The sequence below is a fragment of the Anabaena sp. FACHB-595 genome (assembly GCF_048568275.1).
GTDB lineage: Bacteria > Cyanobacteriota > Cyanobacteriia > Cyanobacteriales > Nostocaceae > Trichormus.
This window is the reverse complement of sequence record NZ_CP183473.1, coordinates 2097126-2112084: the sequence shown is the minus strand read 5'-3', so window position 1 is coordinate 2112084 and position 14959 is coordinate 2097126. Positions and strand designations below refer to the sequence as shown.

Below are 14959 nucleotides of genomic sequence, written 5' to 3'. Positions count from 1 at the left end.
TAATCTTTAAGAAAACTTCATGTATTATCAGTAAATTGAAGTACATTAATGGAAATTCCTCTCCGAAGATAGAAATTTTCTCAGCAAATGTAATACTTATGTTGATTTAAGTCTTACGTCTTTATACTCTTGCAAAAGCGCTAAACTTTAACCCAATATGGTTTAGCGATCGCCAAATAGAAAATTTATTAATTGTCAATCTAAAATTAACCCCTTTCCAGTGCAATAACCTGTGCCTGTGCCTCCATTTTCCTCTCAACCCACGGACAACAATAATAGTGCTGCGACAGATGTCACACCAGTCGTAGCACTCAAAGAACTTGTGTCACGATTGCACCGGGAACAGAACAAAATCCAAGATTTGCTGAGTTCTTTAGGATTTGCCCTGAGGAGCTTCAATAATCTGAACCAGTTTTTGGAACTAATTCCTCTAATGGCAACAAGAGTGACGGATGCTGATGGTAGCGCGCTGTTTCTCTACAAACCTAATGGCCAAGTCAGATTAGAACAATTACATTGGCAAGACAGCCGCCAACGCAAAAACATCCGCAAAGCCTTAGAAACAGCTAGTAGCCAAATCACACTTTTACCTAACACTGCGCCTCTAGCTAACGCCACAGGAATGCTAGATGACCAGATGCACCGCTACCTGGGGCCAGATGTGCAAATCTTTGGTACGGCAATTTTAGTCAAGCATACAGAACGGGGATGGTTGTATGTATTAAGCCGCGATCCTGAGTATAGTTGGACAGAAACTAGACAAAAGTTAGTGCGGTTAGTTGCAGACCAAACCGCAGTGGCGATTGAAAACGACGAACTGGCAGTAGAACTGAGGAAAAAAGAACGTCTAGACCAAGAATTAGAAATTGGTGCAGAGATTCAAAGACGATTACTGCCACGTCAGTGTCCTCATATTCCTGGTGTTAGTCTAGCAGCACGCTGTAGACCGGCCAATCGCGTTGGTGGAGATTATTATGATTTTATTCCCACGAATCAAAGCCAAATTCACACATACACCAAACTTGGTCAAGATTCGGGTCGTTGGGGTTTGGTGATTGGTGATGTCATGGGTAAGGGTGTTCCTGCGGGGTTAATTATGACCATGATGCGAGGAATGCTACGGGGAGAAGTATTACACGGTAACTCTCCGGCGGGGATTTTGCAGAATCTCAACCGAGTTATGTATGCGGATTTGGAAAATTCTCACCGCTTCATCACGCTATTTTATTCTGAATATAATCCGCATAAACGAATTTTGTCCTATAGTAATGCAGCACATAATCCCCCTTTGTGGTGGCACGCAGCTACAAAAAGTGTTACCCGCCTAGATACTCTGGGGATGTTAATTGGGCTGGATGCTAATAGCCAATACGAAGACGGTCAGGCACAGCTAGAACCTGGTGATACAGTTATTTATTATACGGATGGTTTGACCGATGCGGCTGCGGCCAGTGGCGATCGCTTTGATGAAGAAAACTTTGTTACTGCTTTCAGTACGGCTTGTCGGTACTGTAACGGCCCAGAAGAAATTGTCGATTACCTATTCGACCGAGTTCAGCAATTTATCGGTGCTGACAGACAAAATAATGATGATATGACTTTAGTGGTCTTACAGATCGAATAATTTATCGAGTATAAAAGGGACTGGGGATTGGGGATTGGGCGAAAATCTTGGAGTAAATTCTCCCCTTGCTCCCTGCCTCTTTTCTTCCTATTAGGGTGAGTTGTGTTTAAATTTCTCACGAAACTTGACTATCTACTGAAGGAAACCTTCTTGGGTTTGCTGCGCGGTGGTTGGATGAATTGGGCTGCCGTCAGTACTGTTACAGTATTACTGTTTTTATTCGGCTTGAGTTTGCAAACTTCTTGGCAAGTAGAAAAGCTGCTCAATCAGTTTGGTAGCCAGTTAGAAGTATCTGTTTATCTTGATTCTGGTAGGTCAGCGCAAACTATTGAACCGTTTGTGGTGCAAATGCCGGATGTGGTAGGGATGCAAATTATTACTAAAGAGCAAGCCTGGACTAAATTAGTTAAAGAACTAGGAATTGCTGATATTGAAGGTGCTACACAACAGCTAGGGGAAAATCCTTTAGTGGATGAGATTAAGGTCAAAGCACGTAACTCTCAGTCTGTGCCGATTTTAGCAACTCAATTGGCTAAATTACAGGGAGTTGATACGGTTCAGTATATCGATGAGGCGGTTAAACGCATCGCCCAGTTGCATCGAGGACTCAATTGGATGACGCTGACAATCACAATGATTTTGACTTTAACAGCGATCGCTGTCACTACAACAACTATTCGTCTAATTGTGATGGCACGTCGGCGGGAAATTGAAATTATGCAGTTAGTGGGAGCAACTTCGGCCTGGATTTATCTACCGTTTATTTTACAGGGGATAGCTTTTGGTTTATTTGGTGGTGCGATCGCTTGGAGTTTTATATCTGTAATCCAACAGTTTACCGGGAAGTTACTCACCAATCAACCAGAATTTATTCAATTTATTAGCAATGGTTTACAACTCACGGCCACACAGGTTTTGCTACTACCTTTAATTTTGTTAAGCTTTGGTGCAACAGTAGGATTAATGGGTAGCTTATTTGCTGTCCGACGTTTTGCCAAAAGTTAGTAAGCAATGCGTGTCTAAATTGCATAACTATTAATAAAGGCTGTCAACGGTCAACGGTCAACAGTTAACCGTTAACAGTCCTCACAATGGATTGTGCAATTTAAAAGCAGAATAGCTTAGTCAGGACTTTAGTCCTTGTTTCCCCAGCACTAAACAAGCCTCAAAACTGATATGCTACTGAGCATTTAGTATTTATTACCTACTATGTCATCTCAGTGGGAACGTTTATTGCTTAATCTTGGTGAATGGCAAGGTTCATTTACTCGGTTTTCACCCCAAGGTCAACTTTTAAATGATATTCCAACGGTTGTTTCTTTGGCAGGATTGAATAACAATCAAACAGTCCGCCAGATTATTCGTCAAGAAGATACAGAAAAGGTTCTAGAGTATAGTTCCTTGGCCAGAAGTGTGCTGTTTTTTGAAAATGGTGCTTTTTCTCAAGGTTCAATTCAGTTAGCTCCATTCTCGGAATTTGGTGCAGAATTAGGTTTAATTCATGAAAATCGCCGCCTGCGCTTGGTGCAGTTATTTGACAAAAACGGTCAGTTAGACCAACTAACTTTAATTCGTGAACATTTAGCAGGTACACCAGCAACAGAGAACGCACCCTTACAAATTGATGATTTATTAGGCGAATGGCAAGGTGAAGCAATAACAATTTATCCTGATTGGCGATCGCCTGATACTATTTCTACAAACCTCAAATTACAACTAGATGAGAATGGGCGCTTAATTCAAACCTTAAATTTTGCAGGACGCGCCATAACTTCTACTGCTACTATCAAAGGCTCAATTATTCTCTTTGATCAAGACCCAGAAAAACAAGTACAAGTCTTACTTTTACCTAATGGTGCTTCTGCTACTTCTCCACTCAAAGTACAGGTACGTCAAAGCTTTATTTTAGAAGTGGGTTGGTTAATTCAACCAAACTTACGCCAACGTATGGTTCGTAGCTATAGCGATAAAGGCGAATGGGTGAGTCTAACTTTAGTCACTGAACAACGGCTTAAAACTCATAAGTTGTGACATATTAAAATCCGAAAAAGGGAAATATAAGTTTGTAGATCAGGTTATACAAACTTTAAGGAATTAAGTATGAAAAGCTTCAATTGCAAACCTGCAAAACCTTTGTGGGGAATTTTTGCTACCCTCACAGGCGCGGCTTCTATGCTAACAGCTATAGTAGCATCACCTGTTGCTGCACTTGCCACTACACCAGTATTTAGTTGTAGTGCTGAAGGTGTTTTTGTAGAAGTTTCCCGCCTCAATAATGGAACGTTACGCTACGCTGCATATAATATCCCGACCACGCTAAAACGTCCTGATCTCCTACTAGATGGTGGTACAGCCAGACGTAATGAAAACGGAGATGTTGTTTACAGATTTAGAAACAAAAATTATCTGTATGCTGCTGTGCAAGATACAGGTTATGGAAGAGTATTAGTTTATAAAAATAATCGGCTCATTGCTACAAAATATTGTGGTGATGTTTAAGATTAATTCCTAACACCCTACGGAAAGCAAGCTACGTAATTCCTAATTTGTGATTACGTTAAGCGCAAGTAAAAGAGATGACCCAACGCATTATCGGCTTAACTGGAGGTATAGCGACAGGTAAAACCACTGTCGCTAATTATTTAGCTAGCGCTCATAATTTGCCAATCTTCGACGCAGATATTTACGCTAGGGATGCAGTATCTTTAGGTTCGCCGATTCTGGATGCGATCGCTAGGCGTTATGGTAAAGAAATATTACTACCAGATGGCAGTCTCAACCGCCCAAAGTTGGGTGAGATGATCTTTCAGAATCAAGATCAACGCCATTGGGTAGAAAGTTTAATACATCCTTATGTGCGCGATCGCTTTCTCAAAGCAATTGCTGAATCCACTTCCCCAATACTGGTATTAGTCATACCTTTGTTGATTGAAGTGCAGATGACGAATTTAGTCACAGAAATTTGGGTAGTAATTTGTTCGGAATCACAGCAGTTGCAAAGATTAATGGAGCGCAATCACTTAACTTTAGAACAAGCACAAGCCCGAATTAATAGTCAATTATCTCTAAAAGAAAAAGCAGCGATCGCAGATGTAGTTTTAGATAACTCTTCATCTTTAGACGCACTGCTCAAACAAGTAGATATCGCTCTTAATTTTGAACTTTGAATTTTGTAGCTTTAGCTTCCAGTAGGGTATTTTGAATTGACTACATTTCTCCCCCAACTACTACATCTCGAATCCGTAAACTAGGGCCGCCACAACCGACAGGTAAGCCATTTTGCCCACCTTTACCGCAACCGCCAGATTCATCCCAATAAAAATCATCACCAATAGCCTCAATATCAGCCAAAGTTTGAAAAACATTTCCTGAAAGCGTCACATCTTTTACAGGTTCGGCAATTTTCCCGTTTCTAATCATCCAAGCTTCCCCGGCGCTAAAGGTGAACATTTCGCCATTAGTCATACCACCTAGCCAATTACGAGCGTAAACACCTTCTTTAATCCCAGTAAATAAGTCTGCAACTGGTGTTTTACCGCGTTCAATCCAAGTATTGGTCATCCGCACAATGGGATTGAAGTGATAATTGAGACAGCGAGCGTTACCCGTTGGCTTTTCCTCTAACTTACCGGCGGTTTCGCGGGAATGCAAGCGTCCTACTAAAACACCGTCTTTAATTAGCTGGGTAGTAGTAGCGGGTGTACCTTCATCATCATAAAAATAACTACCACGATGTCCTTCTGGGGCTGCACCATCAAAGATTTGCAGTTCTTTAGGGCCAAACCGCCTGCCGATGGTCATCACGTCTAGTAAATCTGGATTTTCGTAAGCCATGTCAGCTTCGGAAAGATGCCCAAAAGCTTCGTGAACAAATAAACCTGTCAGAACGGGATCGATAACCACAGTGTAAGTATTACCTTTAACTGATGGTAGAGACAAAGCTGCAACAGCTCTTTGTGCCGCATTCTTAACTTGAGTATCTAAATTAGTTAAATCCTCGTAGGCTTTGCGGGAACCTGTAGTTTCCCTACCAGTTTGCACTGTTTCACCATTTTTAGCAGTGGCAGCAAAGCGCATTTCCATATCCACCCAAGACTGTTGAATAAGAGTCCCTTCTGAAGTGGCGAGGATAATTTTTTGGCTACTGTCACTATAACGAACTGAGGTTGTAGTGATGCGGTGGTCAACAGTTTTGAGTAAATCAGTATAGCGATCGCATAATTCTTTCTTCTTCGCCAAGGGAACTTTTCGCGGATCTGTACCTGTCAGGGGTAGCCTGCATATAGCTTGTACTGAGTCCATAGGAGCCAGGATAGTTTCCTCATCTCCTACCATACGGGCGGCGGCGATCGCTTCTTCAATCCTGTCTTGAATCGTTGCCAATTGGTTAAAGCAGCTCAACCCCCAACCACCCTTATAACAAGCGCGGACGTGTCCACCAATTGAAATCCCTTCGCTGAGAGTTTCTACTTTATCGCCACGCAACAAGATATCAGTTCCTTCTGCTTCCTCTAGGCGAATCATTAAATAATCTACACGCGACGAATAACGGGCGATGAGGTCAGATAGTAAATTTTGTGTGTCAGCAAGTATAGTCGGCATTTCTTAGGTAGTCACCACAACGGACTGTATTTATTTTGCAATTATTTGGGTAATATCTGCTAACGGTTTCAATAATTAGGGGTATGGGGTTAGGGAGAGGTGTACTGACTTTTTCTCTAAATCAAATATGAGTCCCATCTCACTCTCTGGGTGCTGTTTAGTAAGCTAATGCCGTGTGCAACTTTCTCTCAAACCTAACCCCCAACCCCTTCCCTCGCAGGGAAGGGGAGCAAGATTCAAAGCCTCTCTCCGCTTCGGGGAGAGGTTTGGAGAGGGGTTTCAAAAATAAGTCGCACATCGCGTAAGCTACTCTGCTTTTAGGTTACACAATCCATCGTGAAGGCTGTTAACTGTTGACCGTTAACAGTCAACAGTCAATCTGTAGTTCAAGATTTATCAGATAAAAATTCTGTACTTTCTTCTGTACTTTCATAGTCAGTAAGTCTAACGTGTTCAAAAAACTGGGAGATCCAAGGTAGAGCCATTAAAATTCCTGTTAACACTAACAAAAATACAGAAATGCCTATAATTTGATCACGATTAATTTCTAACACTCCACGTAGAATTACCTCCCGTAATGCAGAAACTATCGTAATTTCTGCGGCTGCTCCTACTGATATTTTCTGTGATTGTAAGTAGTCTATTAACAAACGAAATAATTCTACCAAAATCAAAATAAACAAGATATCTGATGTGACTTCCCTCAAATCTAATGGTCGTAAAAAAGATAAAAACATATCACATAGACGAATGAGCATGACACAAAATAAGCCCATGCACAGGGAAATTACGATAATATCTTGAAAAAATTCAAGATTACTGACAATTCTATCTCTATGGAACCAACTATTTAATTTTGTAATTATTCTTTTAGGCATAAATTCTCTGGTAAGACCATAAATTATCTAACTTAATAATAAGCAATATAAAAAATAACTTTTATAAAATTTTTGACAGTTTGCCAAACCGATAACACTGATGAAGTAAAATAAAACAAATGTGACTTTAATTACATTTGTTTTCATATAAATGATAGAAAAGATACCTAATATAGTTTAGTGAACCTAAACAATTTTTAAAGATGCACCTGAGCTACCTGAGAAGACTTTTTAAGCGTCTTATGTGAATAAGATTCGCACAAAAATATAAAAAGACTTATCATAGGTGATAATGATTATCCGTATGGTAAGATTTGAGGCTTTTATAATATGATGGCCGACGTAATTACAGATTCAGTTCCCGTTACTGTTCTGACTGGCTATTTAGGCGCAGGTAAAACAACCCTACTCAACCATATCCTCACCTACGAGCATGGCAAAAAAGTTGCTGTCATCGTTAATGAATTTGGGGAAGTAGGCATTGATAACCAATTAGTTATTGATGCAGATGAAGAAATTTTTGAGATGAACAACGGCTGCATCTGTTGTACCGTTCGTGGGGACTTAATCCGGATCATTAGCAATTTGATGAAGCGCCGTGATAAGTTTGACCATCTAGTAATTGAAACTACTGGATTAGCTGACCCTGCACCAGTGATTCAGACATTCTTTGTAGATGAGGATATGCAAAGTCAACTGTCTTTAGATGCAGTTGTAACGCTGGTAGATGCCAAGCATATTTGGCAACATTGGGATGCAGACGAAGCCCAAGAACAGATTGCCTTTGCTGATGTGATTTTACTTAATAAAACGGATTTAGTTACCCCATCAGAATTAGATGAATTGGAAAAGCGGATTAGGTCGATGAATGCGATCGCCAAAATCTACCGTACTCGTAATTCTGAGTTAGCAATGGACGCTTTGTTGGGTGTGAAAGCCTTTGATTTAGATCGTGCTTTAGAGATAGATCCCAATTTTTTAGGTGAAGATGCCCACGAACATGATGATACTGTTTTTTCTGTGGCTTTAGTACAAGAGGGTGAACTCGACGGGGAAAAATTAAACGCTTGGATTTCCGAATTGTTGCGTACCCAAGGGACTGATATCTTCCGTATGAAGGGCATATTAAATATTGCTGGGGAAGATAATAGATTTGTCTTCCAAGGGGTGCATATGATATTCGATGGTAGACCCGATCGCCTCTGGAAACCCAACGAAAAACGCAAAAACGAACTAGTATTCATCGGTCGCAATTTAGATGAAGCCCAACTCAAGCAAGATTTTCTCGCTTGTTTTGCTTAAAAGACACTAGAGGGCTAGGGGGCTAGAGGCGAAGGACTAGTTAAAAAGATATTTACTAACCCCTAACCTCCAACCTCTAATCTCTCACCTCTCACTTCTCTAAACAACGTATGAACCTAACAAGCAGCAAAAATAAGGAATTTGAAGAACACTATTCAGGGATGCTGGCAGAATACGTAACAGCGATCGCCTGGTCTCCACAAGGGAATACTCTAGCCGCAACTTCGGCGGCTGGGGAAGTAGTACTGTGGCAGGATGGTGAGTTAACAACGCTGCAAGCTGGTAATGGCCAGTCTGTCGATTGTCTCGCTTTCTCCCCTGATGGCAAATTTCTCGCCGTTGGTGGACAAGATGGACGGGTGAAAATCTGGCAAGGACAGGAATTAATCGCCACCTTAGAAAATGCACCTGCATGGGTAGACAAGTTAGCTTGGAGTCACGCTAGCAACCAGTTGGCTTTTAGTTTGGGGCGTTATGTACAAATTTGGGACGCTGATACTCGTGAGGTTGTCACTACCCTGAATTTTGCCGACTCATCCGCATTGAGTATTGATTGGCGGATTGATGGTCAATACCTAGCAATTGGTGGTAACAAAGGCATCAAAATTTGGCACGCCCAAGACTGGGATGAAGAACCATATATTCTCAATATGCCTACTGTGAGTGTGACTATGGCTTGGTCGCCTGATGGTAAATTCCTGGCTTCAGGCAACATGGATCGTAGCGTCACCGTGTTGGAATGGAATAATCCCGACCCTTGGGTCATGCGTGGCTTTCCCGGTAAGATTCGCCAACTAGCATGGTCAGAAGCAACCACCAAACTAGGCGCACCAATACTAGCCTCTGCCAGTGTGGAAGGTATTGTGGCGTGGGAAAAGCTAGAAGATGAGAACTTGGGATGGGAAGCGCGAGTGTTAACTAATCATGTAGGTGTGATTAATGCGATCGCCTTTGCACCTAAAAGCTTCTTACTAGCCTCGGCTGCAACTGATGGCTGGCTTTGTTTGTGGAACAAAGCCAAGGAAGTATCCCAAATTCTTACGGGTGTAGCCGATGGATTTTCCGCCCTAGCATGGCATCCCCAAGGTAAGCTAATTGCCGCAGGTGGTGAAAAAGGAGAATTACTCATTTGGTCAAAGATTTTACGGGGTCAAGGATTTGGACGTAATTAATTAGTATTTATTCACTAAAGTTGAAGATAGTTAATAAATTGGCTATGCTGTATCAGAAATAGTAATTATTTGTGAATTATGTACTTAGTCAAACTAGTTTTACTGGCCTGTCCTGTACTGATCGCATCTATGTTGCTGGTAGCTAACCCAGCAAAGGCAGTTAGTATCAACTCTGTACTTGATACACAAGCCATTACAGCAGTGTCCACACAGCCCATTTCCCAATCGACCACTCTACACTTAACTCGCTCATCTAATCCCATCATCGATCAATTGGGTTGTAACTGCGCCAACTGCGTCCAAACTAAGCTTCAGTTATTACAAGGGAAGTTACCCACTGGTAATTTTTGAAGTGAAAAAGCATAAATTTTTGGAGGCACAGCATTGCTGTGCCTTTATTCTTATATTCAATTGACTCCTACAAAAATCTGATTTGACTATTGCATAATCTAAATACTACTAGAGTAGGCATTGCCCACCACAAGCCGACTGTAATATAAGAATCAAATGGTAGCCCTATAGGTAATAGCTAATAGGGAATCATTTGATCTTCCAGCCAACTAAAAATTAGTATAATTTGATTAACAAATATCTATTATTTTTATCCAGTCAACAACAGTAAATAATGCCAAAAAAAGTATTAGCCAACAATTTGTTACGAGTAATTTTAACTATTTTCACCACTACATTTGTTGGATGTAGAAATCAAACTACAAGTATATCTTTTACCCAGACTGCCAATGTGGTTGATGAAAATCTCCCGAAAGTTGTAGCAACCACAAGTGTACTGTGTGATTTAACTAGACAGATTGCTGAAAATACGATTAATCTCATCTGCTTAATTCCCCCTAACAAAGCACCTCAGCTTTATCAAGCAACAGCAGAAGATAAAAATGCTCTTGAGCAGGCTAATCTAATTCTCTATAACGGTTATAATCTTGAGTCAGAATTAATCAAGCTAATAAATACCACCAAAAACTCTGCACCTAAAATTGCTGTGAGTCAAATTGCAGTTCCTGTGCCACAGCAAATCCCTGTAAATTCTCGTAGAGTAAATAACCCTTATGTTTGGCATAATCCTAAAAATGCTATAAAGATGTTGGAAGTTATTAATAGCAACCTGAGAAAGTTGGAACCCAGTAATGCCTCCATTTATGGTGATAATACAAAAAAATTAAAACCGAATTAACTCAACTAGATAATTGGATTAAATTAAAAATTGCCACTATTCCCAAAGAAAAGCGCAAATTAGTAACAACTTATAATGCAATAAATTATTACACAAATGCCTATGGCATTCCCTCCACTACTATTGGCATTGAAGAACAAGTAACAGATCAGAGAATCAAAAATCTGACTCAGTATATCCAAAAATCTAATGTACCGACAATCTTTGCAGATATGACAGATACATTAAAAGTGATGGAATCTATTGCTACTGAGGCGGAAGTAAAATTGTCAGAACGGCAACTATACACTCAAGGATTGGGAGAACCAACAAGCGATGGTGACACTTATCAAAATATGATGATCGCTAACACACGCACAATTGTGGAAGGTTTGGGAGGTACATACTTGATATTTCAACCCAAAACCCCAAAGTAGTATCTAATTATTCTTCTTGTCCCATCATTGCTAATATTGCTATAGCTTGGTTCAATCAGTAAATAAATTTATTGATGTAAATGATAAAAACTCCACCCACCAGGGGATGGAGTTTTTGTCAGTAGTCAGTGGTCAGTGGCAAAGCGAAAAGTGCGGTCTTGGTTTCTACCCAAGAGGAGCAACTTTTCAAGAAGACACCTAAAAACCACCCATGAGGGGATGAGGCATTAAACCAGACCAGATCCTTTCAACAACTGACAACTGACACGCGCAGCGCAATAAATAAGTAACAACACTATTGTCACTTTTGCTTGCCCTATCCTAGACAAAAATCCTGACTAGGCAACATAATCTCCTGATGGACAATCAGTATCACTGTAAGATTTAATCGGAGTATTCTGAATTGTCAGAATTAATTTCCAAGGAAACCCATGAACAAATTTATCCTAACTCTAATTTCTAGCCCCGTTTTGATAGCATCTATTCTGTCTATGACAGTTATGGTCAATCATGCACAAGCAATTGAGCCAGAAGTCAAAAACACAGATAAGTTATCTTGTATCAGAAATAAACATAAGGTTGGTTTGGTCTGTGCTAGGGCTTCTGTTTTAGCCCAAGTGCCTAACTATGAGCCGGAAATAGAATTTTCCCAAGAAGATGCTCCTATGTTGGAGTTCAACGATGCAGAAAGCGATATAGCAATTACCTTGTTTGGTTGCGACTGTCCTGCTTGCATCAACTCTTTCCGTCAGATGCGCGGTGCAACTCCTTTGGTTTACTAAAATTGTACAAGCAAGCTAGCTATGAAAATACAGGAGGCAGTTTTTCAACGACTGCCCCAGATTTATTAGGGTAACAGATACTCTGGTTACCCTAGTGTATTTTGTCTGAGTCAATGACAACCAGCCCAAGTTATCCATCTGTGAGAGAGACCTAAGCGCAAAACTCTACCAGTGATTTCTTGCTCTGTAATTACAGCCCCAGAGAAATTTGCCCCTCTCAATTCTGCTTCCATGACGTTGCTACCAATTAAGTTTGCTTGTTTGAGATTAGCGCCACTTAAATCAGCACCGCTCATTTCCGCTTCGCTCAGGTTAGCACTGAATAAGTTTGCCAAAATTAAATTGGCACCCCGTAAATCTGCTCGACTGAGATTGCTTTGTTTTAAATTGGTGCTAATTAAGTCTGCACCGATGAAGTTGACTTCACTCAAGTTAGCTCCACTCAAGTTAGCTCCACTCAAGTCTGCATCAGTTAAATTAGCACGACTGAGATTACATCCGCTCAAATTAGCTTGACTAAGGTTTGCTCCACTTAAATCAGCTTCGGCAAAATTTGCCCCCCTCAAATCAAAAGCATAAAGGTTAGCTTGATGCAGATTTGCTCTGTGAAATTTTCGTTCTCCTGCGTTATATAGATCTAGAAGTTTATTAGCATCCATAAGGACACCTCTCAATGTTTGCGGGTAAGTAAGTCTAGTTGTGAATCAACACGAACCACACCACACCAAAGAAAATCTATTAAGTTTTGGGCAATAAGAATTTTAGGGAAAACTTGTAATTTTATTGTGCTAGATTTTTCAGTATTTTGTACAATCACTTAACGAAAGGATATAATCCCTGAGCGTAGTTTATAACTTAGGGTTGTGATGCTGAAGTTTTACTACAATCCCATCTCTGTTAATGCTCGTCGAGTTTGGGTAGCCTTACTAGAAAAACAAATCCCTTTTGAACCATTGTTGTTGAATCTCAATGGTGATCAGTTTCAAGAGGAATTCACGGCAATTAATCCCCTCCAGCGCGTACCTGTGATAGTGGATAATGGCTTACGGGTGATAGAATCTTTGGCAATTTTGGATTATCTAGAGACAAAATATCCTACTCCCTCGTTGATTCCTAGTGAGCCTGGAGCGATCGCTACAGTTCGTATGGTAGAAATGATCACAATCAGCGAGCTTCAGCCTGCTACAGTCATCTTGACTCGGCCATTAGTAGAATTAGATACCGATGCCAAAAAACTCGTATCGGCTCAAGAGGCAGTAGCGAAAATTTTACAGTTTTATGAAACTCTTTTAGGTGAACAGATTTACTTTGCAGGCAAAGATTTCACACTGGCAGAAGTGGTTGCAGGTACGTTGATTCCTTCTCTCCCCCTTTTTGGGTTCTCTTTAGATGATTACCCCCGTCTGCTAGCCTGGGCGGAACGACTAGAAGAGCGAGAAAGTTGGCAACAAACCACCCCAGATTTTGCATCCATCGCCGCCGCTATCCCTAACATCAAGGCAATTCTAGAACGCCGTTTTTAAGAATGGGGATTAGGGAGTCTAGACAATATGGTTCTGCCTCAAGGGAAAATCTACAACGAAACATAAAGATATAGCTAGGGATTAGGGACTGGGTACTGGGTGAAAAGTCTTTTTGTGTCTAGGTTGTATCATCTATTGATGTCCTAACACTACTGGCGACAGCTATAGCTTTTTCTGATCTAAAAATAGGGTGTAAAGGTATGAGAGTTTAGATGTTGAAAAATCTCATACTTTTACACCCTGGAAGAACAAAAAAGCTTTTTGCTTCAGTGTTATTTTTATTTTCTATGCCAAGAAACTTTAGGTAAAATTTGCTTTTGATCAACTCGTCCTTGATACTTGACAGCAAAGTTTAAGAGAGAATCTAGCAGAGAATCAGAGAGATAATGAGGTTGCAAACCTAAATCGAGTAGTTTAGTGTTTTTGGCATTGAAGTAATGTTCTTCTTTCTCGATTCTGGGATTATCGAGATTATTGATCTCTACATTTAATCCCAAGGCATTGCCAGCTTTTTTCACCATTAATGCCAAGTCACCAACACTGAATTGTTCAGTAAATTGGTTAAAAACACGAAACTCACCCGATGGAGCCGGATTAGCGATCGCTAGTTCCACACATCGCACCGTATCCCGAATATCCAAGAATCCGCGCGTTTGTCCACCTGTACCATAAACAGTTAGGGGATGACCTGTTGCAGCTTGAATACAGAAACGGTTTAACGCTGTACCAAACACACCATCGTAATCTAGTCGGTTAATTAAGAGTTCGTCCATCCCCGTTTCTTCGGTGAGAACGCCGTAAACCACACCTTGATTTAAGTCTGTTGCCCGCAATCCCCAAATCCGACAAGCAAAATGGATATTGTGGCTATCATGAACTTTACTCAAGTGGTACATTGAACCTGGTTGCTTGGGATAAGGTAGGGTATCCTTGCGCCCATTGTGTTCAATGGTGATGTAGCCTTCTTCGATATCAATATTAGGTGTGCCGTATTCCCCCATTGTTCCTAACTTCACTAGGTGACAGTCAGGAAAATCTTCCTTCATTGCATATAGCAAATTCAACGTACCCACAACGTTATTGACCTGGGTAACAACTGCGTGTTCGCGGTCAATCATCGAAAATGGTGCTGAACGCTGTTCGCCAAAATGGACTATGGCATTTGGCTCAAATTTATGCAACGCTTTTTGGAGAAATTCATAGTTGGTAATATCGCCAACAAACAGGTCAATAGATTTGCCTGTTAAATCTTGCCAGCGCTGGAGACGTTGCTGAATTGGTGCGATCGGAGTCAGAGTTTCGATACCCAGTTCATTATCCCAGTGCCGACGCACCAAACTATCTAATATTCCAACTTCATAACCGCGATTGGAAAGATAAAGTGCGGTTGCCCAACCGCAATATCCATCGCCACCAATAACTAGGACTTTCATTTTCACCAGTTTTTACTCGCTGATAGCTTAATCTATCA

Annotated in this window: 14 protein-coding genes and 1 pseudogene; 11 read left to right on the top strand and 4 right to left on the bottom strand. The window is 40.8% G+C overall.

Annotated elements, in window-relative coordinates; translation table 11 throughout:
- The first annotated feature begins 232 nt into the window (after positions 1-232).
- The 5 genes from ACN222_RS08725 to coaE all read left to right on the top strand — a co-directional run bounded on the left by ACN222_RS08725 (position 233) and on the right by coaE (position 4791).
- A complete protein-coding gene (locus ACN222_RS08725; protein WP_010995926.1) occupies positions 233-1624 on the top strand; it encodes a PP2C family protein-serine/threonine phosphatase in 1392 nt (463 codons plus the stop codon).
- A 102-nt stretch (positions 1625-1726) separates the two neighbouring features.
- Complete coding sequence (locus ACN222_RS08720) at positions 1727-2629, top strand: cell division protein FtsX (protein WP_010995925.1); 903 nt, start codon at positions 1727-1729, stop codon at positions 2627-2629.
- A gap of 204 nt (positions 2630-2833) precedes the next feature.
- Complete coding sequence (locus ACN222_RS08715) at positions 2834-3655, top strand: DUF3598 family protein (RefSeq protein WP_010995924.1); 822 nt, start codon at positions 2834-2836, stop codon at positions 3653-3655.
- 69 nt (positions 3656-3724) lie between these two features.
- On the top strand, positions 3725-4123 hold the full coding sequence (locus ACN222_RS08710; protein WP_010995923.1) for a hypothetical protein: 399 nt from the start codon (positions 3725-3727) through the stop codon (positions 4121-4123).
- Positions 4124-4200: 77 nt separating this feature from the next.
- Positions 4201-4791 carry a dephospho-CoA kinase gene (coaE, locus tag ACN222_RS08705; RefSeq protein WP_010995922.1) on the top strand — a complete coding sequence of 197 codons (591 nt, stop codon included), beginning with the start codon at positions 4201-4203 and terminating at the stop codon, positions 4789-4791.
- 40 nt (positions 4792-4831) lie between these two features.
- On the opposite strand, the gene ACN222_RS08700 is transcribed toward coaE, so the two are convergent.
- Both ACN222_RS08700 and ACN222_RS08695 read right to left on the bottom strand, forming a co-directional pair.
- Positions 4832-6226 (bottom strand): TldD/PmbA family protein, encoded by a 1395-nt coding sequence (locus tag ACN222_RS08700; protein WP_010995921.1) that lies wholly within the window; start codon positions 6224-6226, stop codon positions 4832-4834.
- A gap of 386 nt (positions 6227-6612) precedes the next feature.
- A complete protein-coding gene (locus tag ACN222_RS08695; protein WP_010995920.1) occupies positions 6613-7104 on the bottom strand; it encodes a phosphate-starvation-inducible PsiE family protein in 492 nt (163 codons plus the stop codon).
- Between the two features lie 330 nt (positions 7105-7434).
- On the opposite strand from ACN222_RS08695, the gene ACN222_RS08690 reads away from it, so the two are divergent.
- The 5 genes and pseudogenes from ACN222_RS08690 (at position 7435) to ACN222_RS08670 (ending at position 11965) form a co-directional block, all read left to right on the top strand.
- Positions 7435-8406 carry a CobW family GTP-binding protein gene (locus ACN222_RS08690; RefSeq protein WP_010995919.1) on the top strand — a complete coding sequence of 324 codons (972 nt, stop codon included), beginning with the start codon at positions 7435-7437 and terminating at the stop codon, positions 8404-8406.
- Positions 8407-8516: 110 nt separating this feature from the next.
- Positions 8517-9578, top strand: coding sequence for a WD40 repeat domain-containing protein (locus ACN222_RS08685; protein WP_010995918.1), 1062 nt, complete (start codon positions 8517-8519; stop codon positions 9576-9578).
- Between the two features lie 78 nt (positions 9579-9656).
- Entirely contained in the window at positions 9657-9929 is a 273-nt protein-coding gene (locus tag ACN222_RS08680; RefSeq protein ID WP_010995917.1) for a hypothetical protein, read from the top strand.
- A gap of 274 nt (positions 9930-10203) precedes the next feature.
- Positions 10204-11183, top strand: a pseudogene (locus ACN222_RS08675) (metal ABC transporter substrate-binding protein).
- A 431-nt stretch (positions 11184-11614) separates the two neighbouring features.
- Positions 11615-11965 (top strand): hypothetical protein, encoded by a 351-nt coding sequence (locus ACN222_RS08670; RefSeq protein ID WP_010995915.1) that lies wholly within the window; start codon positions 11615-11617, stop codon positions 11963-11965.
- A gap of 110 nt (positions 11966-12075) precedes the next feature.
- On the opposite strand, the gene ACN222_RS08665 is transcribed toward ACN222_RS08670, so the two are convergent.
- On the bottom strand, positions 12076-12624 hold the full coding sequence (locus tag ACN222_RS08665; RefSeq protein ID WP_010995914.1) for a pentapeptide repeat-containing protein: 549 nt from the start codon (positions 12622-12624) through the stop codon (positions 12076-12078).
- A 207-nt stretch (positions 12625-12831) separates the two neighbouring features.
- On the opposite strand from ACN222_RS08665, the gene ACN222_RS08660 reads away from it, so the two are divergent.
- The gene (locus tag ACN222_RS08660; protein ID WP_044521052.1) at positions 12832-13488 is read left to right on the top strand and encodes a glutathione S-transferase family protein; all 657 of its coding nucleotides are present in this window, start codon (positions 12832-12834) and stop codon (positions 13486-13488) included.
- Between the two features lie 278 nt (positions 13489-13766).
- Here the strand turns inward: ACN222_RS08660 and ACN222_RS08655 are convergent, their stop codons facing one another.
- A complete protein-coding gene (locus ACN222_RS08655) occupies positions 13767-14921 on the bottom strand; it encodes an NAD-dependent epimerase/dehydratase family protein (protein ID WP_010995912.1) in 1155 nt (384 codons plus the stop codon).
- Positions 14922-14959 lie beyond the last annotated feature (38 nt).

Bases quoted from the DNA above. Each gene is read 5' to 3' on its own strand.
- ACN222_RS08680 (WP_010995917.1), top strand. From the start codon at position 9,657: ATGTACTTAGTCAAACTAGTTTTACTGGCCTGTCCTGTACTGATCGCA.
- ACN222_RS08660 (WP_044521052.1), top strand. From the start codon at position 12,832: ATGCTGAAGTTTTACTACAATCCCATCTCTGTTAATGCTCGTCGAGTT.
- ACN222_RS08710 (WP_010995923.1), top strand. From the start codon at position 3,725: ATGAAAAGCTTCAATTGCAAACCTGCAAAACCTTTGTGGGGAATTTTT.
- ACN222_RS08665 (WP_010995914.1), bottom strand. From the start codon at position 12,624: ATGGATGCTAATAAACTTCTAGATCTATATAACGCAGGAGAACGAAAA.
- ACN222_RS08700 (WP_010995921.1), bottom strand. From the start codon at position 6,226: ATGCCGACTATACTTGCTGACACACAAAATTTACTATCTGACCTCATC.
- ACN222_RS08715 (WP_010995924.1), top strand. From the start codon at position 2,834: ATGTCATCTCAGTGGGAACGTTTATTGCTTAATCTTGGTGAATGGCAA.
- ACN222_RS08695 (WP_010995920.1), bottom strand. From the start codon at position 7,104: ATGCCTAAAAGAATAATTACAAAATTAAATAGTTGGTTCCATAGAGAT.
- ACN222_RS08685 (WP_010995918.1), top strand. From the start codon at position 8,517: ATGAACCTAACAAGCAGCAAAAATAAGGAATTTGAAGAACACTATTCA.
- ACN222_RS08670 (WP_010995915.1), top strand. From the start codon at position 11,615: ATGAACAAATTTATCCTAACTCTAATTTCTAGCCCCGTTTTGATAGCA.
- ACN222_RS08690 (WP_010995919.1), top strand. From the start codon at position 7,435: ATGATGGCCGACGTAATTACAGATTCAGTTCCCGTTACTGTTCTGACT.
- ACN222_RS08655 (WP_010995912.1), bottom strand. From the start codon at position 14,921: ATGAAAGTCCTAGTTATTGGTGGCGATGGATATTGCGGTTGGGCAACC.
- coaE (WP_010995922.1), top strand. From the start codon at position 4,201: ATGACCCAACGCATTATCGGCTTAACTGGAGGTATAGCGACAGGTAAA.